Raw genomic sequence first — 24,782 nt, forward strand, 5'->3', positions numbered from 1 at the left:
GGCCCCATGCCGCCCCTCTCATCGGTCCCATCCCGGAAAGCGCAAAAAGGAGGGCGCGGATATCACGCGGGTCCATGCGCACATCGGCGCACATGCGCTGCACGCGAGGCGCGTGGCGGACCACCGGGTCCGGATGTTTCAGTCCGCCACGTCGAAGCCGTCGGCGAAGATGGCGTCCTTCCAGCCGCCGCGCAGCTCCCAGCGCGACTCCGCGAACACGTTCGCGTAGGGCTGGATGTCCGGCACGACGACGATGTCGAAGTCGGTGACACCTGCGGCCACGTCGAGCAGGGCTTCCTGCTGCTGCCAGCGTCGCGACGGATCGGCAGCGGCGGGCGAGAACGCGCCGGCCGGCACGCCATTGACGTGGATCGTCGCGGCCGCCGAGCCCGCCTGCTCGCCCGGCGTGCCCGCACCCCCGTCGAACGTGCGCCGCAAGCGCAGGGGCGGCTGCGCATCGGGGACGTGGAAATGGAAACGGCTCGCGCCGCCCGCGTACGCGCACGCGAGCGCCGTGCGCGTGCTCGGCGGCTCGTCCTCGAACGTCGCCTCGAGCATCGCGCAGCCCGCGCCCGCCGGCGCCTCGTAGGCGTGCGCCGCGGCTGCTGCCGCGTCGCCGATCTCGAACGCGTCGTAGCCGACCAGCAATGGTGTGTCGCGACGATATGCGTAGACGACGCTGCGGATGCACGTGGGCACCGGCATCGCCGGCGCGTAGCCGGCTTCCTGTTCGAAATGCACGGCGTTCGCCCAGGTGAGCGGCGCCGTCGGCATGAGACGGTAGGCCACGGTGCTGCCGCTGCCGTCTGCATCGACCACGGGCGCGCCGGCAAGTGAACCGGCGAATGCGCCGTGGTCGAAATAGAACCCGCCGTCGTAGAAGTCCTCGACACCCGTGCCGTACCACGCCGGCGCGCGCGCGCCGTCGACGTACGCGCGCTCATCGCCTTCGAGGTAACCGCGCGTCGCCGCGCCGTCGGCGCGATAGCGCGCCGCGACGCCGACGATCTTGCCCGCGCCGGTCGCGTGGTCGAGCACGAGCGCAGGCGCGGCACTGCACGCGTCGCGCAGGTGCGCCTCGAAGCGCCCCGCGTCGGCGGGCACGGGCGCGGCATCGAACGCGAGCGCGCTGTCGATCGCGACCGTCGCCGGCAGGCTCGCCGCCGCGACCAGCGCGAGCGACACCGCTTCGCGGAACGGTATCGGGAACCACGCGTACAACCAGCCGCCTGCATCCTCGCCGACGAGCACGCCGCGCGCGGCCGACTGCGCATCCATGGGTGATGCGAAGAAGTCGGCGAGCGGGGCGTCGATCGTAGTCGTGCCGTCGACGCTCACGCGCAGGCTCACCTGCGCGTATGCGCTGCGCGGGAGGCGCAGGCGGATGCCGCGCAACCAACCCGGTCCGCCGCGCGCGGCGAGGACGGCGACCTCACCCGCGGCCAGGCTCGTCGTCGCCGTTTCGAACGGCAGCATGCCGTTCCACGGATCGTCTCCAGCATGGGCGAGAAACGCGCGCCACGCGGCTTCGTCATGGCCCGCGACGAAGCTCGTGACCGGCGTGCCCGGCGCGAGGCGATGATGCTGCAGCTGCAGCCAGAGCAGGCGCTGCGTCGTGCCCGTGCATGGATTGATGCCGTCGCCGTCCGCGCCGGCGAGCGCGATGCGCAGTGACTGCGCGTGGGTGATCGGCACGTGGCTGACGTAGCCGCCGCTCGATTGCGTGCGGCCGAGGGTGAGCGGTGGCGTGAACGGGACGGTCGAGCCGTCGAATACGCTCGCGAGCGGCGTGTCGAGGGCCGGCATCGCCGCACCGTCGACATACAGGCGTAACCGGATCGCCGGGTCTATGCAGGTCGACGTGCCGAAGCCGCTGGTCAGCCACACGCGCGCGAGCGCACCGGGACCGCGCTCGTCGAGCACGACGACTTCGTCGCCGTCGCGATACAGCCAGCGCAGCGGATACGGGTTCGCGGTGGCCCCTTCGCCGCCCGCATTGCTGCGGTCGTAGCGGCAGCCGCCCAGGCAGTGGCTCGACCGTTCGAGCACGACGTCGCGCGCATCGAGCGCGGCGAGGCGCGCCGGCGATTCCCAGACTTCCCACGGCAGCCCGCCCGCCTGCGCCACAGCCGCGACGCTGGTGCATGCGATCGCGAGCGGCAGGCGGCACACCATCGCGCGTCAGTCGTGGTCGGGATAGAGCGCCGGCAATGCTTCCTCGCGATGCGGCGCTGCGGCGTCGACGCGCCAGCGCAAGCCGCCGCGGAACGCGCGTTGCAGGCGCGCGGCGAGGCCTTCCGCGGCCGCGCCGCTTGCATAGCGCGTGCGTTGCAGCTCGGCCAGCACGTCGCCTTGCGCGGGATCGGCGAGCCCCGCGGCGAGCTGGCCGAGGTTGTGGACATCGCCGCGCTCGCTGCGCGCCCACGCGACGAGCGCGCGTTCCGCACCGGCGAGGTCGCCGAGCGCGCAGGCGCGCAGGAAGTCCGCGCGCGGCGCCGCCGAGGCCGAGGCCGAGGCGCCCGGCGTGCCGCGCACCGGCGCAGGTGCGCGCGCGAAGCGTCGCGAAACCCACCATGCGAACAGGGTGGCGAGCCAGAGCAGGAACGCGGTCGCGGCAAGGATCTTCCAGAGCCCGGCATGCAGGTCGGCGTCGATCGTGGGCGCAGCGGGCGCCGGCCTGGGCGGGGCAATCGTGCCCGCCGGCGTCGCCGGCGCGGGCGTCGATGCGGCGCCCGCGGCCGGCAGCACGGTGATCGTGCGCGGCGGAAGCGTCGCCTCCTCGGCGCGATCGTGCTCGGTATCCCACCAGCGCACGCTGAGGCCGGGCACGGTGAGCGTTCCGGCGCGATTGGGCACGAACGCGAACTTTCGCACGCGCTCGCCGTACAGCCATTCGCCGTCGTCGCGCGTGCGCGTGTCGGCCTTGTCCGGATAGATCTCCGCGCCGGCCGGCGCCGCGAGTTCGAGTTCGGGCAATTGTTCGTAACCGAGCCCCTGTGCCTGCAAGCGGATCGTGCGCGTGACCGGTTCGCCGACGTGCACTTCCGCCGGCGGCTCGCCTTCGTCCTTGAGCAGCAGCGACGCGGCCGGCAACCATGCGCCGTCGGTCCAGCTCGCCGGCTTCGCGCGCACGTCGAGGTGCACCGCGTCCGAACGCGCACTCACGCTGCGTCCGCGGCCGAAGAACGCCGCGGGATCGGCCGCGTCGAGCACGGTGCCGCGGAACGCGAGCGCGGGGATGTCGATCGGGCCGCTGCGTTCGGGAGTCAGCGCGTAATGGCGCTCCAGCACGTGGTAGCGGCGTGAACCGACGCTCGCGACGTAGGACTTGTCCTGGCCGAGCCGTTGCGCGGTGAGTCCATCGGCCTTCGGCTCGGCAAGATTGCCGTCGGTGAGGTCGAACGCGTAGTACAGCTTGACCGTGTAGCGGACCTGCTGCTGCACGTACGGGTCGAGCGGCTCCGCGCTCGCCTCGAGGAAGATGTCGCCGCCGGCCTGCTGCGCCGCGCTCGGCGCGGGTGCGACGGTGAGGCGGATCGGCGCGGTCTGCGCCGTGCCGACCGTGAGCGCGGGGATCGTGATCGTGCCCTCGTGCTTGGGTTCGAGGCCGACCGCCCACAGCGTCTTCGCGCTGCGCGCGCCATTGCTGATGTTCACCTGCTGGCCGGACTGCGTGTTGAGCACGTTGAAGTCCTTGGCCAGCACGGAGAAATCCGGCGACGCCGCACCGACGCCGTCGATCTCGATGTTCAGGGTCACCGTCTCGCCGAGCCGCATGCTGTCGCGATCGAGCCACGCGCGCAGCGCCGGCTTGTCGTCGGCATGCAGCGCGCGCGCGACGACGACGAGCAGGGCGAGCGCGGCGTGTACGTACCATCGGAATCCGATCGCTTTCATCCGCCGTTTCCTCCGCGTTGCTGGCGGCGCTGGTATTCGAGCTGGAACTTGCGCCGCAACAAGCCGCCCGGATCGTCGGGCACGCGCTCGAGCCAGTGTTCGAGCGCCTGGCGTTTCTCGCGCGTCGCGTCGTCCTCGGGCGCTTCCTGCACGCCATGGGCAGGCTCGCTCGCGTCGCTCGCCGCATCCTTGTCGGCGAGGGCGCGGTCGACGGCCTGCTTGAGCGCCTGCTGTTGCTGCGCGTCGGGCTTCTGCTCGCCCGGCTTGCCGTTGGCGCCGCCCGCGTCCTGCTGCCGCCCCGCGCGCGAAGACCCGTCCTGCGCACCTTGTTCGTCCGGCGCCTGCCCGGGCTGGTCCTGCCGAGTGTCGCCATCCTGCTTCGCCTGGTCGCCCTGCCCCTGCTGCTCGCCTTGCTCGCCCTCGCGCGTGTCGCGGTCGTTCCTGGGCCCACCCTGCTCGCGCGTGTCGTCGCTGGATCCGTCCTGCTCTTCACCGGGCTTCTGCGCGCCGTCTTCGGGCTTCGACCCGCCCTCCTGCTGCTGCGGATCGCCGTCCTGCCGCGAAGGGTCCTGGCCTTGTCGAGGTTGCTGCTGCCCCTGCTTCGGGTCCTGCTGCTTGCGCTGGCGCAGGAACTCCTCGACGGCCTTGCGGTTCGCCTGGGCATCGGCCATGCCCGGTTCGCGCTGCAACGCTTCGTCGTATGCGGCGAGCGCTTCTTCGTAGCGCCCGAGCCTGGCGAGCGCGTTGCCGCGGTTGTAGGCACCGTCGGCGTCGCTGGCTTGCGCCCAGGCGCTTTCCGCCGCCGCGTAATCGCCACTGCGATAAGCGGCGCTGCCGCGCCATTCGGGCGTCGGGGCGACTTCGGCGGCGCGCTTGGCATCGCCTGCGGCGAGCGCGGCCGCCGCCTGCTGGTCCGCGCGCTGCCAGAGGCCGCTCAACGCAGCGGCCCGTGCGTGCGGCGGCGACGCGAGCACGACGAGCGCGAGGGCCATGAGCCAGCCGCGCCGGAACGACGCGAGCGCGAGCGGCAGCACGGCGAGCAGCAGCCAAGGCCCGCGATCACGCCAGCGCGCACTCGCTGCTTCGCCGTCGGTGCGGCCCGCTCGTGCGTCGACGTCGACCGTCGAAGCGAGCACGGCGTCCAGATCCGAGCCGTCCGCGCTCAACGATGCGTAGCGCCCGCCGCCGGCCGTCGCGACCGCGCGCAACGCCGGCTCGTCGAGGCGTGAAAGCACGACGTTGCCCTGCTCGTCCTTGAGGAAGTCGCCTTGCGCGAGCGCGACCGGCGCCCCGGCGGCGGTACCGAGGCCGAGCACCGACACGTCGTAGCCACGCGCGTGCGCGCGTCGCGCCGCGGCCGTCGCGTCATTGCCCGCGCTGTCGGCGAGCAGGACGATCTCGCCCCGGTGCAGTCCTGCCTGTTCGATCAGCGCCGCCGCCGCATCGATCGCGCGACCGGTCGCGTTGCCGGCGACCGGCATCGTGCTCGGGTCGAGCGAGTCCACGAGGTTGCGCACGGTTTCGACGTCGTCGGTGAGCGGTGCCGCGACGAACGCATCGCCGGCATAGGCGAGCAGTGCGGTCTGGTAGTCGCGGCTGCGCGAAAGGATGTCGTCGAGCTTGTAGCGCGCGCGTTCGAGCCGGCTCGGCTTCACGTCCTGCGCAGCCATGCTCGGCGCAAGTTCCAGCACGAGCACGCGCGCCGCCTGGTTGCGGTACAACGGCATCGGTTCGCGTTCCCACGCCGGGCCGGCGAGCGCGAGCGTCGCGAGAGCCCACAGCGATGCCGCGAGCACGAGCCCGCCACGCGCGCTGCCGCCATCGATGCGTTCGAGCAGGTGCGGCAACAGGTGCGCGTCGACCGCGCCGCGCCATGCGCCCGCATCGGTGCGGCCGTGCCGCCATGCGTACCAGCACAGCGGGAGCGCGAGGAGCAGCAGCAGGGCCGCCGGGCGCAGGAAGTGGAAGTCGCCGAATGCGCTCATGCAGGGCGGCTCATGCAGGTACGCCGCGCAAGCCGCGCAGGCGCCACGCGGGCACGGCGAAGGCGAGCGCCGCGGCAGCGAACGCCGCGGCGAGCGGCATCCAGTACCACTCGTCGACCGGGCGCAGGCTCTGCTTCGCGTCCGCCGCGGGTTCCAGCTTGTCGATCGTGCGATAGACGTCGGCGAGTTCCTCGCTGTTGCGCGCGCGGAAGTAGCGGCCGCCGGTGCGCTCGGCCATCTTCGTCAGCATCGCCTCGTCGAGGTCCGCCGACGGATTGACCATGCGGCTGCCGAACAGGCTGTCCACGCGCATTTGCTCGGCGCCTATGCCGATCGTGTAGATGCGCACCTGGTTCGCTTCGGCGAGGTCGATCGCCTTGGACGGCGTGAGTTCGCCCGCGGTATTGACGCCGTCGGTGAGAAGCACGAGTACGCGCTGCTCCTGCGGTCGCGCGCGCAGGCGCTTGACCGCAAGGCCGACCGCGTCGCCGATCGCGGTTTCGCGTCCGGCGAGGCCGATGGTCGAATCGAGCAACTGCTTGCCGACCGTGCGCAGGTCGAACGTGAGCGGCACGAGCAGGTATGCACGCGTGCCGAACAGGATCAGGCCGACGCGATCGCCGCGGCGCCGCTCGACGAAGTCGCTCGCGATCGCCTGGATCGCCGCGAAGCGCGGCACGGCGGAACCGCCGAGTTGCATGTCCTCGATGCTCATGCTGCCGGAGGTGTCGACCGCGAGCAGGAGGTCGCGGCCCGAACGCGCGACGTCCTCCCGGGGACCCAGCCATTGCGGCCGCGCCGCGGCGAGTACGAGCAGCGCCCACGCGAGCAGCGCGAACACACGCCGCAGGCGCGGCACCGGCGACACATCGGCCTGCTGTGGCAGGGCGACGCCGAGGTGCGGCAGGTGCAGCGCGGTGCCGAACATGCCGCGCGCGCGCGGCAGCAGGCGTGCCGCGAGCAGCGGCAACGGCAGCAGCACGAGCAGCCACGGCCATGCGAGCTCAAGCATGGCTTGCCTCCGCGCGCAGCGCATGCGCGAGCCAGCGGCGTGCGAGCGCGACCAGCGCCCGTGCATCGACGGCCACGGCCGGATCGTCGGCGCGCCGGTACGGCGCGTCGAGCAGCGCGCGCCCCGCGCCACGGCGGAACGGAGCGGCGGCCGCCTCGCCCGCTGGCAGGTGTGCATCGAGGAACTCGAGCCAGGCCTCGCCCTGCAAGGCGGCGGCGTGCGGCGCGAGCAGGCGGCTCGCCCGCCGCAACAGCGCCGACACGGCGATCGACAGCTGCTGCGCATCCGCGTCGCGCGCGTGCGCGGCAGCGATGCGCTCGAGCTCCGCGCGCACGCGCGCGCGCCAACGCCGGTCGCGTTCGAGGCGCCACAGCATGCGTACGGCGAGCACGAGCACGACCACCCCGACCAGCGCGAGCAGCCACCAGCCGGGCGCCGGTGGCCACCAGCCGGGCGGCGGCGGCAGGTGGATGTCGCGCAGTTCGGGGCCGGCAGCGGGATTCATGCGACCACCGGCGAATGACGGCTGCGCGCGAGCAGGGGCGCGAGCGCGCGCCGCAGGTCGGCATGGCCGTCGAGTTCGATCACGCGAATGCCGAGCCTGCGTGCCTGTTCGAGCAGGCGTGCGCGCGAAGCGGAGAAGCGTTCGGTCCAGCTGCCGCGCACGCGCGGGTCGGCGAAGTCGAGCACGCGCCGTGCGGCGCCGAGATGGATCGCATAGCGGCCGGGCGGCGGCGGCGCGAGTTCGAGTACGTCGCGCAGCAGCACGATGGTGACCTCGTGGCGCCCGGCGAGCTGCGGCAGCAGCGGCATGGCATCAGCGTCGGCGCTGAAGCCATCGGTGAGAAGGACCAGGCGCATGCCCGGCCGCAGCAGCCGGCGCACGCGCGCGAGCACACCCGAGAGGGGTTCCTGCCGGCCGGCATCGGCTGCGGCGTCCCAGTCACGCAACGCGCGCAACACGCGCAGCACGCCCCGTCGCCCGCCGGCGGGCTTCACTTCGCCGTCGACGCCGCCACCGAAGCCGAGCGCCCCGACGCGGTCTCCCGCCGCCGACGCCATCCAGGCGAGCAGCGCCGCCGCGCGCGCGGCCTGCACGCTCTTGAAGCGCACGCGCGTGCCGAAGTGCATGCCGGGATTGAGATCGATCGCGAGCAGCAGCCCCTGTTCGCGTTCTTCTTCGAAGAGTTTGGTGTGCGGCTTGCCGCTGCGCGCGGTCACGCGCCAGTCCATGTGGCGGATCTCGTCGCCGGGCTGGTAGATGCGCGACTCGCGGAAGTCGACGCCGCGACCGCGCCAGCGCGAGCTGCTGGTGCCGCTGCGCAGGGCCGGGCTGCGCCGGTTGCGAACGAGGCTGGCGCCGTGGGCGAGCGCGGCGAGCGAGATCAGTTCGTCGAGGGCGACGCGGACGGAGCGGTTGGCGGATGCGGACGGCATGGCTGGCATGGCAGCGCGACGCGGGTCGCGCTGCGCGACGGACTCAGGGCAGCGGCACGCGTTCGAGCAGCATCGATACGACGCGTTCGGCACTGACGCCTTCCGCCTCGGCTTCGTAGCTGAGCAGCACGCGATGGCGCAGCACGTCGGCGGCGATCGCGTGCACGTCCTCCGGCGTCACGTAGTCGCGGCCGGACAGCCACGCATGCGCGCGCGCGCAGCGGTCGAGCGCGATCGTGCCGCGCGGGCTGGCCCCGTAGGCGACGTAGCGGGCGAGCTCGGCGCCGTACGCGGCCGGCTCGCGCGTGGCGAGCACGAGCTGCACGAGGTAGGTCTCGAGCTGCGGCGCGAGGTGCAGCGAGAGCACTTCGCGGCGCGCGGCGAACACCTGCTGCTGGGTCAGCCGGCGCAGCGGCGGCGCGGTCACGACGAGCGCCTCGCGCGCGCGGTCGCGCGCGAGCTGCAGGATCGCCGCTTCGGCGGCGGCCTTGGGGTAGTCGACGCGCACATGCAGGAGGAAGCGGTCCAGCTGCGCCTCCGGCAGCGGGTAGGTGCCTTCCTGCTCGATCGGGTTCTGCGTCGCCATGACGAGGAACAACGCGGGCAGCGCGTAGGTGTCGCGGCCGACCGTGACCTGGCGCTCGCCCATCGCCTCGAGCAGCGCGGACTGCACCTTCGCCGGCGCGCGGTTGACCTCGTCGGCGAGGATGAGGTTGTGGAAAATGGGACCGCGCTGGAACTCGAAGCTGGTCGTCTGCGGCCGGTAGATCTCGGTGCCGGTGAGGTCGGCCGGCAACAGGTCGGGGGTGAACTGCACGCGGTGGAAGTCGGCCTCGATGCGTGCGGCGAGTTCCTTGATCGCGGTCGTCTTGGCGAGTCCAGGCGCGCCTTCGACGAGCAGGTGGCCGTCGGCAAGCAGGGCGATCAGCAGGCGGTCGATGAGCGCCTCCTGGCCGATGATGCAACCGGCGAGTTCACGCCGCAGGGCGGAGAATGCGGCGGCGGCCGTGATGGGTTCGGGCATGTCCATGGGCTGTGAATCCGGGGTTCCCGATGATCGCACGGGATGATGGAGGGTCGGACAACACGGTGCGCGAATAGTTTTCGCGGAGCATCACGAAACCGCTAGCGAATCGCTACACCGGCATGCGCGGAGCGTTCCGCGGCGGTGCTAGTGCTCCAGCACGTCGCCGAGCGAGAGCGGCTTGCCGACCAGCCAGCCCTGGGCGTAGCGGCAGCCGAGACGGTGCAGGATCTCGCGCTGCTCGCGCGTTTCGACGCCTTCCGCGACGAGGTCGCAGTCGAGCGCGCGGGCCATGCCGACGATGACGCCGACCATCGCGACCCCGCGCGGGCGGTCGAGCGCCTTGATGAAGCTGGCGTCGAGCTTGATCTGGTCGAAGTTCAGGGTCAGCAAAGGGCCGAGGTTCGAGTACCCCGTGCCGAAGTCGTCGAGCGCCACGGGCATGCCGACCGAATGGCAATGCGCGATGAGGTCGCCGATGCGCGCATGGTCCATGACCAGGCTCTCGGTCACTTCGAGCTTGAGCTTGTCGGGCGGCAGGTCACGCGCGTGCAGCAGGTCGAGGATGCGCTGCACGAGGCCGGGGTCGTCGATCTGCCGCCCGGACAGGTTGGCGGCGATGAACGGCAGTGGCTTGCGGCCGCGCTCGCGGAGCTCGACCAGCATGTCGCAGACGCGCGCGAGCACGTAATCGCCGATCGGCACGATCAGCGAGGTTTCCTCGGCGAGGCGGATGAACTCGGCCGGCGAGACGGCGCCGCGTTCGGGATGCTGCCAGCGCACGAGCGCCTCGTAGCCGGCGATGCGCCCACTCACGATCTCCTCGATCGGCTGCAGGCGCACTTCGAGTTCCTTGCGGTCGAGCGCGGCGCGCAAGTCGCTCTCGAGGCGGATCTTGTCGAGCGCGTACGCGTCGTCCGGTTGCATGGTAGGCGCTGCGTCGAAGCCGTCGGCTTCGCCGGTGAGCCGCGCGAGCGCCGAGCGATACCGCGTCAGCTGGCTCATCAGCAGCGCGCGCACGACCGGGTCGGCATGGGCTAGGCGTTCGGCGAATTGCGCCTTGTCGATCGGGATCAGGCGGCAATCGGTCAGCGCGCGCGCGCTCGCCGTGCGGGTGGAGTCGTCGAGCACGGCCATTTCGCCGAGCAGCATGCCCGGGCCCAGCTCCGCGAGCAGGCGCGGCTCGCCGAGCTGGGTCGTGCTGATCTCGATACGGCCGGCCTCGATCAGATAGGCGCAGGTGGGCGCGTCGCCTTCCGCGAACACGAGTTCACCGGCCTTGAACAGCTCGCTATAAGGCTGCAATGCGCGGTCCTCCCCCCTGGGATGCAGCGCGGCCGCTTCGTCGAAGCAATGCCCGATCGTACACAAAAAAAGGGCCGCATTGCTGCGGCCCTTCTTTCGACCTCGTTACCGCGTGCTTACGGTCCGCACGCCGGCACCGGGCTCGGCACGCTCTGCGACCCGCGGAAGGTCACGGTCGCGCTGCGCGAAGTGTCGCCCGCGGCGGAGAACACGCACTGGCCCGTGCCGACGGCCGGCGGCGTGCCTGCGCCGATGAAGCCGGTCGCAGTGACGATGAAGCCCGCGGTGCCGCCGTTGTTGGTCGTGGCGGTGGTCGGATTCGGCGAGAGTGCCGCGCCGTCGCCACCACTCGCGCTGCACGCCGCGTCGATGTCCACGCCAGGCAGGCCGCTGCCGTCGGGACCGACGGCCTTGACCGTGATCGGCACGTCGCGGCTGCCGGCACAGTTGATGAGCACCGAGCTCGGGCTCACCTGCAGCGCGGAGATCTGCACGACGATGTCGACCGGATCGCTGGTCGCGCCGGCGCCCGTGAACACGACCTGGCCACTGCTGCCGTCGCCGCTGGTGACGGGCAGGCCCGACGTGACGACGGTGCCGACCGCGCAGCCGTCGGTACCGGTCAGGTCATCGAAGAAGCCCGCACCCGCCGTGCCGTCGATCGAACCGGTGCCGGCCGGCAGCGTGAACTGGAAGCCGATTCGCACGCCGCGCAGCGGGATGCCGAGCGCATCCGCCACGCACACCGTCACGGACGTGGTGGTGTCGCCGAGCAGCGGATTCGGGAACGCGACGATCGAGGCCGGCGCGACACCCGGATAGGCCATCGTGCCCGCGTCGGTGACGCGACGCGGCGCGCCCGTGATGCGATCGACGCCGTCTCCCTGCGCCCAAACGGCCACCGAGTCACCCACCGTGTTGACCGTGTAGTTCAACGTCGCATGCGCGACGCCGATCTCGTTGGTCGTCGCACTGGCCGTGATGTTGCCGTGCAGGGCACGGCCGAACAGGTACGGCAGCACCGGGCCGGAATCGACCGTCGTGCCGGTCGTGTTGTTCTTGTTGAACACCGGCAGCACCGTCGCGCTGGTGGCGCTGTTGATGCGCTGCACCGTGACCGCGCTCTCGAGGTCTTCGTTGCCCTGCACGGCCTTGCCGAACACGATCAGCGCATCGCCCGGGCCCGCGCCACCGCCGGCCGAGTTGAAGTGGCCGGTCGGCGCGGTGAACGTGCCGCCGCCTTCCTGCGGGTTGCCGTCGAGGCCCGAGATGAGGAACTGGTTGTCGTTCGGCGTGCCCGGCGCGCCGACCGGCGAGTCGACCGCGCCGAAGCGGATTGCGGTGCCCGGGATGACCGGGTTGCCCTGGCGGTCGGTGCCGAGCGCCGACACCACGAGACTCAGCGTCGCGTCCGGATCAGGCGGGATCTGCGTCACGTCGTCCGGGTTCACGTCGCCCGAAACGGTGTTGATCGTGATGCCCGGCAGGCTCGGCGCGAACAGCGGCGAGGTCAACTCGAGGCTGTAGAGCTTGCCGTCAGAGACGATGACCGACACCGGGAAACTGACCGGATCCTGGATGCCGTTGGTGACATTGTTGTCGGAACGGTCGGCGGTCGCCTTGATCTGCATCGGGCCCTGCGGCGTGCCGTCGTTGACCTGGAAGGCGATCGTGGCGACGCCGTGCACCGTATGCGTCTTCACCGTCGTGCCCGACACGGCACCGGCGACCGAATTGGTGCTCAGGCGTGCATCGCCGGCTTCGCCGATGATTTCGACCTGCAGGTTGTCGACGCCGCTGTTGCCGTTGGCCGGGTCCGGGACTGCCTGACCGCCTGCGTCGAGCACGAGCGCGTGGATCTGCGAGGTGTTGTTGCCACCGGAGCTCGGCAGGTAGACGCCGGCCGGCGTCGCCTCGAGCGCGACGCTCGCCGGCAGCGTGCCGACGCCGCTGGTCACCGTGATCGTGATCGACGCGGACACCGTGCGGTTCGTGTTCGGGTCGACGCCGGCGACGGTGAGTACCGCGGTACCGGCGCGGCCGCTGGAGAACACCCAGCAGATCGCGTGGCCGGTGTCGGAATGCACCTGGATGTTGGTCCAGTCGACCGCGGACTCGTCCGGCTGCGTGCTCGCGTCGTCGGGGATGTGGATGCTGGCGACTTCGACCGGGCTGATGCTGCAGTTGATGTCGTGGCCGGAGACCGCCGAACCATCGGCGTTGCGCCACATGATGTCGACCTCGGTCGAGAACGGCGAGGCCGGGTACCACGCGGTGTGGTTGGCATTGAGCGGCAACGTGGTCGTCGTCGCGTGCAGCGTGATGGTGCCGCTCTGCGGCGGCGAGGTTGCGCCGCCGTCACCGCCACCGCCGCCGCAGCTGGCCAGCGTGAGGCTGGCGAGCATCAGCCCCAGGGTCTTGCCGAAAAATTTCATATGTTGTCTCCAGTCCTGCGAGTTCGTGGCAGCCAGCATGATCGGCGAAATCATCCGCCGGAATCGTTACATCTGCCGCACTATTTCAGATTGTCGCTGAGGATGCGAGGCGTGACGAAAATGAGGAGTTCCGCCTTGTTGTCGTTGCGCCCCTTGTTCTTGAACAGGTTGCCGAGCACCGGGATGTCGCCGAGCATCGGCACCTTCCGCAGCGTTTCGGACTTGCTGACCTCGTAGACGCCACCGAGCACGACGGTCTGGCCATTGTCCACCAGCACTTCGGTGCTGATCTCGCGCTTGTCGAGGGTCGGCACCTGGCCGCCACCGGGGCTGTCGACGAAGCCGGCGACGTTGTCCTTCTTCACGTTGAGGTTGAGGACGACGCGGTCGTCCGCGGTGATCGTCGGCGTCACCTTGAGTTCGAGCACGACTTCCTTGAAGGCCACGGTCGCCGTGCCGGTGCCCGCACCGCCGCCGCCCGAGTTCTGGAACGTCACGTAACCGACTTCCTGGCCCTGCTTGATGTCCGCTTCCTGCTGGTTCGCGGTGATCACGCGCGGGCTGGACACGACTTCGCTGCGGCCTTCGGTCTGCGCGGCGGAAAGTTCGAGGTCGAGCAGGTAGTCGGCGCCGAGGATGGCGAGGCCGAAGCTGCCCGCCGGGCTCGTCGCCGGCATGTTCACGTTGAGGCGGTCGTTGAGCGTGGGCACCGCGATGCCGGCCGGCACGACGCCCGGCGCGACGTTCGGCAGGCCACGGTTCGGGCCGTTGAAGCGGTTGTTGAGCACCACGTTGGACATGCGGTCCGTCGCGGTCGCCGAGCCCGACGTGCTGACCACGTTGCCATTGCTGGTTTCGTAACCGCCGCTCACGCCGAACTTGACGCCGAGCTCGCGTGCGAAGCTGTCGGTCGCGATCACGATGCGCGACTCGATGAGCACCTGCTGCACCGGCCGGTCGAGCACGGCAATGAGTTGCCGGACTTCCTGGATCTTCGACGGAATGTCGCTGACGAGCAGCGTGTTCGTGCGGTCGTCGAAGCTCACGCTGCCGCGCGACGAGAGGAAGCCGCGCTGCTGCGAACTCGTGCTGCCGCCGCCACCTCCCGCCGTGTTGGTCTGCGTCTCCTTCGTCAGCAGCGCGGCGATGTCCTTCGCCTTGCCGTAGCTGATCGGGATGTAGTCGGTGACCAGCTGCTCCTTGTCTTCCATCTTCAGGCGAGCGTCGGCGATCGCTTCTTCGCGCTCGGCGATCTCCTTCTGCGGGGCCACCCAGATGACGTTGCCACGACGGCGCTTGTCGAGGCCCTTGGCCTGCAACACGATGTCGAGCGCCTGGTCCCACGGCACGTTGATGAGGCGCAGCGTGACGTTGCCCTGCACGCTGTCAGCGACGACGATGTTGAGGTCCGACACGTCCGCGATCAGCTGCAGCACCGAGCGGGTCGGGATGTCCTGGAAGTTGAACGTGACGCGGCTGCCGCTGTATTCGGGTTCGGCGTTCTTGCCCTTGAGCTTGGCGTCGTCCTTCTTCGGGGCGACTTCGACCACGTATTCGTTGCCGCTCTGGTAGGCAAGCTGTTCGTACGGTTGCTTGGCGACGATGTCCATGCGCGCGCCGTTGCCCTTGGCGCGCGTGTCGATCGACTGCACGGGGGTGGCGAAATCGAGCACGTCGAGGTGCTGCGCCTGGCTCGGCGGGAGCTTGACGTTGAGCAGGTCGAGGACGATGTTGCCGCCTTCGCGGCGCAGGTTGGCCGATGCACCGGGGCCGCTGAAGGTCACGACGACGCGACCTTCACCGTTCTTGCCGCGGCGGAAATCGATGTTGGAGACCTCGACGTCGGCATTGCCCGAGACGGCCTTGGTCGGATCGGATTTGGCGACCGATGCCGCGATGCTCGACGAGCCGATCACGCCGTTGTTGATCGAGAGCACGACGTTGTTGCCGTTCACGCGCGTGTCGTAGCCGGCCTTGCGGAAGAGGTCGACCACGACGCGCGTGCGGCCGGCCGCCTCGATCGCCGATACCGCCGAGGTGGCGCCGGCGCCGACGTCGAGTCGCCGCTTGCTGAACGCGTTGCGCGTGTCGGCGAAATCCAGGGCGATGCTGGGCGGGTTCTCGGTGGAGAACACCTGTGGCGCCACCGCGGCGCCCGCGAACTTCAGCGTGACCTCGACCTTGCCGCCGGGCAGAGCCGTGTACGAGATGTCCTCGAGCACGCCCTCGGCATGCACGGCGGTGCCGAACACGAAGGCGAACAAGGCCATCAATCCGAGCAGGCGAGAGCGCACCGTGCGGAAGGCGGACCTGCGCTCCGAGGTTGCAGCGAATGTCGTGGTCATGAGATTTGTCCCCAATGAATCGGTCATTGCTTTTTGGTGTCGCCCAGGGCAATCGTTGCCTGCCGCTCCATCCAGCCGCCGGCGCCGTTGGACACGAGCTCGACGAGATCGATGCGGTCCTCGTTGATCGCGATGATCCGCCCGTAGTTCTGGCCGAGGTAATTGCCGACGCGGACGCGATGAACCACGCCATCCGGATCACGCACGAGCCCTTCGATCGACTTGGCCGAACCCAGCGTGCCCGACATCTTGAGCCCGTCGAGCGGGAACGATTCCAGCGGCTCGCGCGGACGGTTCTGGTCGGGGTGCGGCCCCGACGTGTTCGCCTGTTCCTGTTCCTCCGCACTCAGTCCGAACGGATCGCGCAGATCCTGGTCCTTGTAGAGGAAGACCTCGAACGTCTTGATGACGGGCAGCGGAGCGAGCGGCGCGCCCTTCTTCGCTTTTTCGCGCGCGACCCATTCCTGCGGGCTCTCGCTCGGCGTGCAGCCGGCCAGCCCTGCGAGGACGAGGATCGCGGCGACACGGAGCGGGATTGCGATGTGCTTGTTCATCTCACTCCCCCCCCGCCTTCCGGCCGCCCTTCGCCGGCGCCCCGCCTTTGGGGTTCTTCGCCCTCGCCACGGCCGACTGTTCCTCGTCGTCCAGGTACCGATAGGTCTTGACCGTGCCTTCGAGCAGCAGGGTGCCACCCACGGCCGCCTTCTGGTCGGCCGGCTTGAGCGAAACGTCGTGCATCGTCAGGATCACCACGCGCGGCAGCGAGGCGACGTTGCTGATGAACGTGCCGAACTGGTGGTAGGTGCCGAGCATCTTCAGCTGGATCGGCTTCTCGGCGTAGAAGTCCTTCATGACTTCAGCGCCGGGCTGGAACAGCTGCGTCTCGATGCCGGCGCTCAGCGCGGCCTGCGTGATGTTGTTGAGCAGGTCGGGCATCTCGGTGCGGCTCGGCAGCTGCCGCAGCATCGTCTGCAGCATCTCTTCCATGTCGGCGAGCTGCTTGCGGTACGCCTCCAGGTTGACCACCTTGCCCTGCTTGTCGGCGAACTCCTTCTTCAGCGCAAGCTCCTTGTCCTGCGCCTGCTTGAGCTCTTCCTGCTGCGCGCTGATCTTGAAGTACCAGCCGAGGAACAGGATGACCACGACGATGATCGCGCAGAAGAAGAACTTGACCGACTTCGACCAGCCGCCGATGTTGTTGCGGTCGAGATTTCGCAGATCGTCGAAGAAGCTCATTTCTTGCCCTCCGTGACCTGGGCCGGCGACGTTTCTGGGTGGCCGTCGGCCGGAGCGGCCGGCGGCGTCGCGGGCTTGGCCGCGGCTGCCCGAGGCGCATCCTTGGAAGCGCTTGCGGCGGCGCCGTCCTTGTCGTCGTTGCCGGCCTCCGGCTTATGCAGCTTCACTTCCATGGAGAAGGCGTACGGCAGCTTCTTGTCGGCTTCCCTCGTACCCGCCTTGTTCTCGATCTTGCGCAGGTCCGAACGCCCCATCCATGGCGAAGCATCGATATTGCGCATGTAACTCGCGACACGGGAATTCGATTCGGCCGTGCCTTCCAGGGTGAGCAGGTCGCCGACCTGCTTCATCGTGCTCAGCCGCGCGCCATCGGGGATCGTCTTCACCATCTCGTCGAACAGATGGACCATCTGCGAGCGGTTCGACTGCAGCTGCTCGATGATCTCCTTGCGCGTCAGCAGCTGGGAACGCCGCTTGTCGAGCTCCTGGATCTCCTCGATCTTCTTGTCGAGGTTCTGGATTTCCTGTTGCAGGTACGCGTTGCGCGAATCCTGGTCGTCGATGAGGTACCCCATCCAGGACATCGCGGCGAGGAACGCGACGACGGCGACCGCGGCCGCGGTCGCGAGCATCATGTAGAACTCGCGCTCGCGCTGCTTGCGCCGCTCGGCTCGCCAGGGCAGGAGGTTGATGTTGGCCATCAGTCGAAGCTCCTGAGCGCGAGCCCGCAGGCAATCATCAGCGCGGGAGCATCCTGGGCGAGCGTTTGCGCCTGGACGCGACCGGAGAGCGACATGTCCGCGAGCGGATTGGCGACGATGCACGGCACGCCGAGGTGTTCCTCGACCATGTCGGCGATTCCGGGAATCGAAGCGCAGCCGCCGGCGAGCACGACCTGGTCGACGCGGCTGTATTCGCTGCCGGCGAAGAAGAACTGCAGCAGACGGCTGATCTGCTGGACCATCGCTTCCTTGAACGGCTCGAGCACTTCGGATTCGTACGACTCGGGCAGGCCTCCCTGGCGCTTGGCGAGGCCGGCCTCCTCGTAGCTGAGGCCATAGCGGCGCATCACCTCGTCGGTGAGCTGCTTGCCGCCGAACACCTGTTCGCGCGAATAGATCGTGCGCTGGTTCTTCAGCACGATCAGGGTCGTCATCGTCGCGCCGACGTCCACGACCGCGACCACCGCGTCCTTCGGCACCGACAGCTGGTCGGCGATGAGCCTGAACGCGTTCTCCATCGCGAACGCTTCCACGTCCATGACCTTCGCGCCGAGGCCACCGAGGTCGAGCGCGGCGACGCGCAGGTCGACGTTCTCGGTGCGCGAGGCCGCGAGCAGGACATTGACCATGTCCGGGTTGTCCTTGATCGGGCCGAGCACCTCGAAGTCGAGGCTGACTTCCTCGATCGGGTAAGGGATGTACTGGTTCGCCTCGACCTGGATCTGCGCTTCCATGTCCTCGTCGGAGAGGTCGCCCGGCATCGGGATCACTTTCGTGATGACCGCCGATCCGGCGACTGCCGCGGCCGCGAACTTCGTGCGCGCGCCCGAGCGGTTGAAGGCGCGGCGAATCGCTTCGCCCACAGCCTCGACCTCGACGATGTTCTTTTCGACGACCGCGTTGGGCGGCAGCGGTTCGACCGCGTAGTGTTCGACGCGGTAACGGCCGCCCGATTGCCCCAGCTGAAGGAGCTTCACGGCGGTGGAGCTGATGTCTACGCCGATCAGTGGCGGCGCTTTGGGTGTGAACAGGCCCACACTTTTTCCCCTTCCCACGCGCTCTTACGAGCGAAAGATGCGCCGTTACATTAAATACGATGATTAACGGTTTTTCAACAGCTGTCCAGCCCTGTGGCAAACTTGAGGCGAGACAGTGGCTTATCCGAGATTTCCCCAGTACGGCCGGCCCCGACGCCTGTCCGGCGATACAGCATACGCTCTATACTCTGACACTTACCGCACATACTTTGACTGGCATCACAAGTCCCGCCGCATGACGATCTTTCTCCGCCTGCTGCGCTATGCGCTGTATCTGGCGCTGGCCGGTGTCCTCCTCGGCGGACTCGCGCTCGGCACCGCCTATTGGCTCATCGCGCCGCGCCTGCCGTCGGTCGACATGCTCAAGGACGTGCGGCTGCAGGTGCCGCTGCGCATCGACACCGCGGATGGCAAGCTGATCGCGACCTTCGGCGAGACCAAGCGCACGCCGGTCCATATCGAAAACGTGCCGCTGCGCCTCAAGCAGGCCTTCCTCGCCGCCGAGGACGCGGATTTCTACAGCCATCGCGGCATCGACCTCGGCGGCATCGCGCGCGCGGTCTGGCTCACCGTCACGACCGGCAGCAAGCACGTCGCCGGCGGCAGCACGATCACGCAGCAGGTCGCGCGCATGTTCTTCCTCAGCCCGGAAGTCAGCTATACGCGCAAGCTCTCGGAGATCTTCCTCGCCTTCCGCATCGAGAACGCGCTGAGCAAGGACGAAATCCTCGAGCTCTACCTCAACAAGAGCTTTTTCGGCCATCGCTCCTACGGCGTCGCCGCCGCGGCGGAGTTCTATTACGGCAAGGCGCTCGACCAGCTCAGCCTCGCCGAATGCGCGATGCTGGCGTCGATCCCCAAGTTCCCGTCCACCGGCAACCCGCTCAGCCGGCCGCAGCGCGCGCGCGAGCGGCGCGCCTACGTGCTCGGCCGCATGCTGGAGAACCGGTTCATCGACCAGGCCGCGTACGACGCGGCGATGGCCGAGGCCGACACGGCCCAGCCGCATGAAGCGCCGGTCGAGGTCGATGCGCCGTACTTCGCCGAACTCGTGCGCCTGGAGGCGATCGAGCGCCTCGGCAACAACGCGCTGACCGACGGCTATCGCGTCCGCACCACGCTCGATGCGTCCCTGCAGGAAGCGGCCAACAGCGCACTGCGCAACGGCCTCATGACCTACGACGAGCGCCACGGATGGCGCGGCGCCGAGGGCCACAAGGACCTCCCGGCGGATGCCGGCAAGGACGCATGGAACGAGGCGCTGGACGAATACCGGCCCGTCGGCGGACTCGCACCCGCGCTCGTCATCGAATCCGACCGGGAGGGTGCGACGCTCTACCTCGCCGACGGCCAGAGCATCTCGCTCGAGCTGCCCGCGGTCGCCTGGGCGCGCCCCCGCATCGACGAGGACCGCCGCGGCAGTGCGCCCAAGTCGGTCGCGGACGTGCTCAAGCGCGGCGACATCGTGCGCGTCGCGCGCGACGCGGAAGGCGCCTGGCGGCTGACGCAACTGCCGGTCGCCGAGGCCGCGCTCGTCGCGCTCGATCCGCAGGACGGCGCGGTACGCAGCCTCGTCGGCGGCTTCAGCTTCCAGCGCAGCAAGTTCAACCGCGCGACGCAGAGCGCGCGCCAGCCCGGCTCCGGTTTCAAGCCGTTCCTCTACTCGGCCGCGTTCGAGCATGGCTTCACGCCCGCGTCCGTGCTCAATGACGCACCGGTGCAGTTCCCCGATCCGTCCAAGCCGGATGGCGTCTGGATGCCGAAGAACGACGACGACACGTTCCAGGGCCCGATCCGCCTGCGCGAAGCGCTGGTCAAGTCGGTGAACCTCGTGTCGGTGCGCCTGCTCGACGCGATCGGCGTGCGCTACGCGCGCGAGTACATCACGCGCTTCGGCCTCGCGCCGGAGCAGATTCCCGAGAACCTGTCGATGGCGCTCGGCACGGCCTCGGTCGCGCCGATCGCGATGGCGCGCGGCTACGCGGTGTTCGCGAACGGCGGCTACCTCGTCGATCCGTACTACATCAGCGAGATCGCCGACCGCGACGGCAAGATCGTCTACCGCGCCGATCCTGCCGTCGTGTGCACCACCTGCCCCGAGCACGCGCTCGCCCAGGCACCGGCGACGCCAGTCGCGGACGGCGCGGCGGCGACGAGCGCGCTGAACCCGCTCGGCGACGCGCACGCGGCGCCGCCCTCGACGCCGGGCGACGGCGCCACGCACAGCGCGCCGCGCGCGATCGACGCGCGCAACGCCTACCTCGTGACGTCGCTGATGCGCGACGTCGTGCGTCGCGGCACGGGTTCGGCGGCGATGTCGCTCAAGCGCAACGATCTCGCCGGCAAGACCGGCACGACCAACGACCACCGCGACGCGTGGTTCTCCGGCTTCAACGCCAAGCTCGTCGCGAGCTGCTGGGTCGGCTTCGACGACTTCAGCTCGCTCGGCCGCGGCGAATTCGGCGCCAAGGCCGCGCTGCCCATCTGGATCGACTTCATGCGCGTCGCGCTCAGGGACGTGCCCGAACAGCCGTTCGACATGCCGCCCGGCATCGCGCGCGTGCGCATCGACGCCGCCACCGGACTGCTCGCCGCTGCCGGCGATCCCGGTGCGATCCTCGAAGTCATGAAGACCGAGGACGCGACACGCCTCGCTTCGCAGCCGCCGCCGACCGACGAAACCAGCGAGCAGCACGAAGCCTACGACGTGTTCTGATGGGCGGCCGCGGCGCCATGCGCACGCAGGAAGCGCGCCGCCGCATCGCCATCGAGGCGGCGCGGTTGATCAGCGAAACGGGACTGCGCGACTACCGGCAGGCGAAGCAGAAGGCCGCGGCGCGCCTCGGCATCTTCGACGAAACCTCGCTGCCGAAGAACGCCGAGATCGAGGACGCGCTGCGCGAATACCAGCGCCTGTTCCGCGCCGACGACCAGCCACGCATCCTGCGCGAGCGCCGCGAGGCGGCGCGCGAGGCGATGCGCTTCTTCGCGGATTTCGAGCCGCGGCTCGTCGGCGCGGTACTCGAAGGCACCGCCGACGCGCATTCGGCCGTCTGCCTGCACCTGTACACCGACCAGCCGGACGCCGTGATCGCCCTGCTGCAGGAGCGGCGCATCGCGTACGACGAGGAATCGCGCCGCATCCGCCTCGATCGCGACACCGCGCGCGATTATCCGACGCTGCGCTTCAGCGCGGGCGGTACACCGATCGACATCACCATGCTGCCGTACGACCTGCTGCGCCAGGCGCCGCTCGACCGCGTCAGCGAAAGACCGATGCGCCGCGCCACCGCGGCGATGCTGGACGCACTGCTGGCCGACGCGTGAAGCACCGGGGCGATCAGGCCGGCGCTGCGCTCCGACGCAGCATGGGTCGCGACGGACGCGAGCGGCGGCGATTCCCCCGCTCGCGCACGCGCCGCGCACGAAGCGCGCGGCGCTTGCCGGTCAGCGCTTGCCGATCGCCACGTAGTCGCGCTTGGGCGAGCCGGTGTAGATCTGGCGCGGGCGGCCGATCTTGGTTTCCTGGTCGTTGTGCTGTTCGAGCCAGTGCGCGACCCAGCCGGCGGTGCGCGCGATCGCGAACATCACGGTGAACATCTCGGTCGGGATCTTCAGCGCCTTGTAGATGATGCCCGAGTAGAAATCGACGTTCGGATACAGCTTGCGTTCGACGAAGTAGGAATCCTTGAGCGCGGCCTGCTCGAGTTCCATCGCGACGTCGAGCAGCGGGTCGCTGACGTTGAGGTCCTTGAGCACCCTGTGGCACATCTCGCGGATGATCGTCGCGCGCGGATCGAAGTTCTTGTAGACGCGATGGCCGAAGCCCATGAGGCGGAAGCCTGAGTTCTTGTCCTTGGCCTTCTCGACCGCCTTGCCGACGTTCTTCGCGTCGCCGATCTCGCCGAGCATCTTCAGCACGGCCTCGTTCGCGCCGCCATGGGCAGGACCCCACAGCGCTGCGATGCCTGCGGCGACGCACGCGTACGGGTTGGCGCCGGTCGAGCCGACCAGGCGCACGGTCGAGGTCGACGCATTCTGCTCGTGATCGGCGTGCAGGATGAACAGCAGGTCGAGCGCCTTGGCCGCGACGGGGTTGAGGTCGAGCGGCTCGCTCGGCACCTCGAACATCATGTGCAGGAAGCGCGTGACGTAGTCTAGGTTGTTGCGCGGGTAGCGGATCGGCCAGCCGATCGAGTAGCGGTAAGCGGCCGCGGCGATCGTCGGCATCTTGGCGATCAGGCGGATCGCGGCGAGGCGGCGCTGCTCCGGATCGTTGAGGTCGAGCGTGTCGTGGTAGAACGCCGACAGCGACGCGATCGAGGCACACAGCATCGCCATGGGGTGCGCGTCGTAGTGGAAGCCGTGCAGGAAGTTCTTCAGCGCCTCGTGCATCATCGTGTGATGCGTGATCTCGTGCTCGAACGCCGCGTTCTGCGCCGCGTTCGGCAGCTCGCCGTTGATGAGCAGGTAGGCGACTTCGAGGAAGTTCGACTGCTTGGCGAGCTGGTCGATCGGATAGCCGCGATAGAGCAGCACGCCGGCATCGCCGTCGATGAAGGTGACCGCGCTGCGCGTCGCCGCGGTCGACATGAAACCCGGATCGAAGGTGAAGTAGCCGGTTTCCTTGTTGAGCTTGCCGATGTCGAAGGCAGGATCACCGAGCGTACCGGTGACCACCGGCAGCTGGGTGGCCTTGTTCGTCGCGGGGTCGGTGAGCTGGACGGTTTTGCTGTCTGACACGGGGAGCTCCTTCTGGCACGGCGGGCGCGGCCGGCCGGGTGCGGCGCCACGCCTGCACGATGGGTGCATTCGGCGATCACGGAGGGACCGCGATCAACGCACAATTATTGCATGGCGCACCGGCGACGGTACGCCGCGCACGGCAAACGCGGCGTAAACGAGGGTCGTACGGCGAGCGCGGACGAAGCGCGCGAACGCGAACGCCGGCACGGGGCCGGCGTTCGGAAAATCACATGCAGGTATGTCCGGTCCCGATCGGCGCATGTCTCGGGGCTGGCGCCGGATGGAACGGCCCCCGGGGCGGCGTACAGCCGTGGACGGCCCGGGGGTAAAAAGCCTGCCGGCCTTACTTGGCGTAGCGGCGGCGGAACTTGTCGACGCGACCGGCGGTGTCGACGATTTTCTGCTTGCCCGTGAAGAACGGGTGCGAGTGGCTGGAGATTTCCACCTTGATCAGCGGATATTCCTCGCCGTCCTCCCACTTGATCGTTTCCTTGCTCGTCATCGTCGACTTCGTGAGAAACGCGAAATCGCTCGAGACGTCCTGGAACACGACCGGCTTGTAGTTCGGATGGATGTCGGCTTTCATGGGCTGGCTCCGCGGTTCGGCCGCGATAAAAGAGCGGTAGTTTAGCCCGCTCCCGAGCGCCGGCGCAAGCTGCCGGCTCAGCCCCGTCCCGCCGCGCCCAAGGCGGTCGCGACCAGCGCCTCGAACCGGCCTTGGTCCACCGCCAGCACGATGTTCGCGTTCGGCCGGCCGCCGAGCCGGTCGTGCCAGTCGACCACGGTCGCGCCGCGGCCGAGCCCGGAGGCGAGCTCGATCGCGACATGATGGCGCTCGGCCTGGACGACGATCGACGGGTCCAGCGCGACCGCCATCGCGAGCGCGTCGGCGGCGATCATGCCGCGGCCGCGCGAGCGGTTGAATGCGCGCGCCTTGCGCGAAATCGCCGCGTAGAACCGCGCACGCGCGTCGCCGGCATCGAGCATGCGTTCGAACGCCTCGAACGTCATCGCATGGCGCAGGCACGCTTCCCAGTCGACGAGGTCGAACTGCGGCCACTCGGAGAACACGACGTGCGCGGCCTCGGGGTCGAAGCCGATGTTGAACTCGACCGGGGCGAGGTGGATGTTGCCGCGGCCGGTCACCGCGCCGCCCATGACGACGAGGCGCGCGATGCGCGAGGGCAAGTCCGGATCGAGCCGCAGGGCGAGCGCGAGGTTGGTCAGCGGCGCCAGCGCGACGAGGGTCAGCTCGCCCGGCCGCGCGCGTGCGAGCCGCACGATCGCCGCCGCGGCGTGCTCGTCGGCGGCGCGACGCGTCGCCGGCAGGTAGGCAGTGTCGCCGAAGCCGTCCTCGCCGTGGACGAACCCGGCGCCCGGCGCCGGCAGCACGAGCGCACTCGGGCAACCGGCGAACACGGGCGTGTCCACGCCGATCGTCTCGACCAGCTTGAGCGCGTTGCCGACCGTGTGCGCGAGGCCGACGTTGCCGGCGGCGATGCACAGGCCCGCGACGCGCGCGTGCGCATGCGCCATGAGGATCGCGAGCGCGTCGTCGACGCCCGGGTCGGTATCGATCAGCAGTGTCGTCATCGACGCAT

General features: G+C 69.4%; 19 protein-coding genes. 2 read left to right on the forward strand and 17 right to left on the reverse strand.

Annotation, left to right across the window (positions count from 1 at the left end; all coding sequences use genetic code 11):
• Positions 1 to 138 precede the first annotated feature (138 nt).
• From EV148_RS15035 to EV148_RS15100, 14 genes are all read right to left on the reverse strand, one after another.
• Positions 139 to 2,175, reverse strand: a complete 2,037-nt coding sequence (locus tag EV148_RS15035) for a DUF2961 domain-containing protein (RefSeq protein WP_131999669.1) — start codon at positions 2,173 to 2,175, stop codon at positions 139 to 141.
• 6 nt (positions 2,176 to 2,181) lie between these two features.
• On the reverse strand, positions 2,182 to 3,897 hold the full coding sequence (locus tag EV148_RS15040; RefSeq protein WP_131999670.1) for a BatD family protein: 1,716 nt from the start codon (positions 3,895 to 3,897) through the stop codon (positions 2,182 to 2,184).
• On the reverse strand, positions 3,894 to 5,882 hold the full coding sequence (locus tag EV148_RS15045) for a VWA domain-containing protein (protein ID WP_131999671.1): 1,989 nt from the start codon (positions 5,880 to 5,882) through the stop codon (positions 3,894 to 3,896). The genes EV148_RS15040 and EV148_RS15045 overlap by 4 nt, the downstream gene beginning before the upstream one ends.
• A 10-nt stretch (positions 5,883 to 5,892) precedes the next feature.
• Positions 5,893 to 6,894 carry a vWA domain-containing protein gene (locus EV148_RS15050; RefSeq protein ID WP_131999672.1) on the reverse strand — a complete coding sequence of 334 codons (1,002 nt, stop codon included), beginning with the start codon at positions 6,892 to 6,894 and terminating at the stop codon, positions 5,893 to 5,895.
• On the reverse strand, positions 6,887 to 7,399 hold the full coding sequence (locus tag EV148_RS15055; protein WP_131999673.1) for a DUF4381 family protein: 513 nt from the start codon (positions 7,397 to 7,399) through the stop codon (positions 6,887 to 6,889). The genes EV148_RS15050 and EV148_RS15055 overlap by 8 nt, the downstream gene beginning before the upstream one ends.
• Entirely contained in the window at positions 7,396 to 8,331 is a 936-nt protein-coding gene (locus tag EV148_RS15060) for a DUF58 domain-containing protein (RefSeq protein WP_158287493.1), read from the reverse strand. Before EV148_RS15060 ends, EV148_RS15055 begins: the two co-directional genes overlap by 4 nt.
• 43 nt (positions 8,332 to 8,374) lie before the next feature.
• Positions 8,375 to 9,361 (reverse strand): AAA family ATPase, encoded by a 987-nt coding sequence (locus EV148_RS15065; protein WP_131999675.1) that lies wholly within the window; start codon positions 9,359 to 9,361, stop codon positions 8,375 to 8,377.
• 141 nt (positions 9,362 to 9,502) lie between these two features.
• A complete protein-coding gene (locus EV148_RS15070) occupies positions 9,503 to 10,660 on the reverse strand; it encodes an EAL domain-containing protein (protein ID WP_158287494.1) in 1,158 nt (385 codons plus the stop codon).
• A gap of 116 nt (positions 10,661 to 10,776) precedes the next feature.
• On the reverse strand, positions 10,777 to 13,095 hold the full coding sequence (locus EV148_RS15075) for a hypothetical protein (protein WP_131999677.1): 2,319 nt from the start codon (positions 13,093 to 13,095) through the stop codon (positions 10,777 to 10,779).
• An 80-nt stretch (positions 13,096 to 13,175) separates the two neighbouring features.
• On the reverse strand, positions 13,176 to 15,440 hold the full coding sequence (locus tag EV148_RS15080; protein WP_241988113.1) for a type IV pilus secretin PilQ: 2,265 nt from the start codon (positions 15,438 to 15,440) through the stop codon (positions 13,176 to 13,178).
• Between the two features lie 23 nt (positions 15,441 to 15,463).
• Positions 15,464 to 15,994, reverse strand: coding sequence for a pilus assembly protein PilP (locus tag EV148_RS15085; protein ID WP_131999678.1), 531 nt, complete (start codon positions 15,992 to 15,994; stop codon positions 15,464 to 15,466).
• A gap of 1 nt (position 15,995) precedes the next feature.
• The gene (locus EV148_RS15090) at positions 15,996 to 16,676 is read right to left on the reverse strand and encodes a type IV pilus inner membrane component PilO (RefSeq protein ID WP_131999679.1); all 681 of its coding nucleotides are present in this window, start codon (positions 16,674 to 16,676) and stop codon (positions 15,996 to 15,998) included.
• A complete protein-coding gene (locus EV148_RS15095; protein WP_131999680.1) occupies positions 16,673 to 17,377 on the reverse strand; it encodes a PilN domain-containing protein in 705 nt (234 codons plus the stop codon). The genes EV148_RS15090 and EV148_RS15095 overlap by 4 nt, the downstream gene beginning before the upstream one ends.
• A complete protein-coding gene (locus EV148_RS15100) occupies positions 17,377 to 18,435 on the reverse strand; it encodes a pilus assembly protein PilM (protein WP_131999681.1) in 1,059 nt (352 codons plus the stop codon). Before EV148_RS15100 ends, EV148_RS15095 begins: the two co-directional genes overlap by 1 nt.
• Before the next feature lie 235 nt (positions 18,436 to 18,670).
• Here EV148_RS15100 and EV148_RS15105 point away from each other — a divergent pair, with 235 nt between their 5' ends.
• Positions 18,671 to 21,151 (forward strand): penicillin-binding protein 1A, encoded by a 2,481-nt coding sequence (locus EV148_RS15105; RefSeq protein WP_131999682.1) that lies wholly within the window; start codon positions 18,671 to 18,673, stop codon positions 21,149 to 21,151.
• 17 nt (positions 21,152 to 21,168) lie between these two features.
• Positions 21,169 to 21,762, forward strand: coding sequence for a hypothetical protein (locus EV148_RS15110; RefSeq protein WP_182518296.1), 594 nt, complete (start codon positions 21,169 to 21,171; stop codon positions 21,760 to 21,762).
• A gap of 120 nt (positions 21,763 to 21,882) precedes the next feature.
• Here EV148_RS15110 and EV148_RS15115 read toward each other — a convergent pair whose 3' ends face one another.
• From EV148_RS15115 to EV148_RS15125, 3 genes are all read right to left on the reverse strand, one after another.
• On the reverse strand, positions 21,883 to 23,178 hold the full coding sequence (locus EV148_RS15115; protein WP_131999684.1) for a citrate synthase: 1,296 nt from the start codon (positions 23,176 to 23,178) through the stop codon (positions 21,883 to 21,885).
• 346 nt (positions 23,179 to 23,524) lie between these two features.
• Positions 23,525 to 23,767 carry a type B 50S ribosomal protein L31 gene (locus tag EV148_RS15120; protein ID WP_131999685.1) on the reverse strand — a complete coding sequence of 81 codons (243 nt, stop codon included), beginning with the start codon at positions 23,765 to 23,767 and terminating at the stop codon, positions 23,525 to 23,527.
• Positions 23,768 to 23,844: 77 nt separating this feature from the next.
• A complete protein-coding gene (locus EV148_RS15125; protein WP_131999686.1) occupies positions 23,845 to 24,774 on the reverse strand; it encodes a nucleoside hydrolase in 930 nt (309 codons plus the stop codon).
• Between the last annotated feature and the right edge of the window lie 8 nt (positions 24,775 to 24,782).

Source organism: Dokdonella fugitiva (genome assembly GCF_004342425.1).
GTDB classification, from domain to species: Bacteria; Pseudomonadota; Gammaproteobacteria; order Xanthomonadales; family Rhodanobacteraceae; genus Dokdonella_A; species Dokdonella_A fugitiva.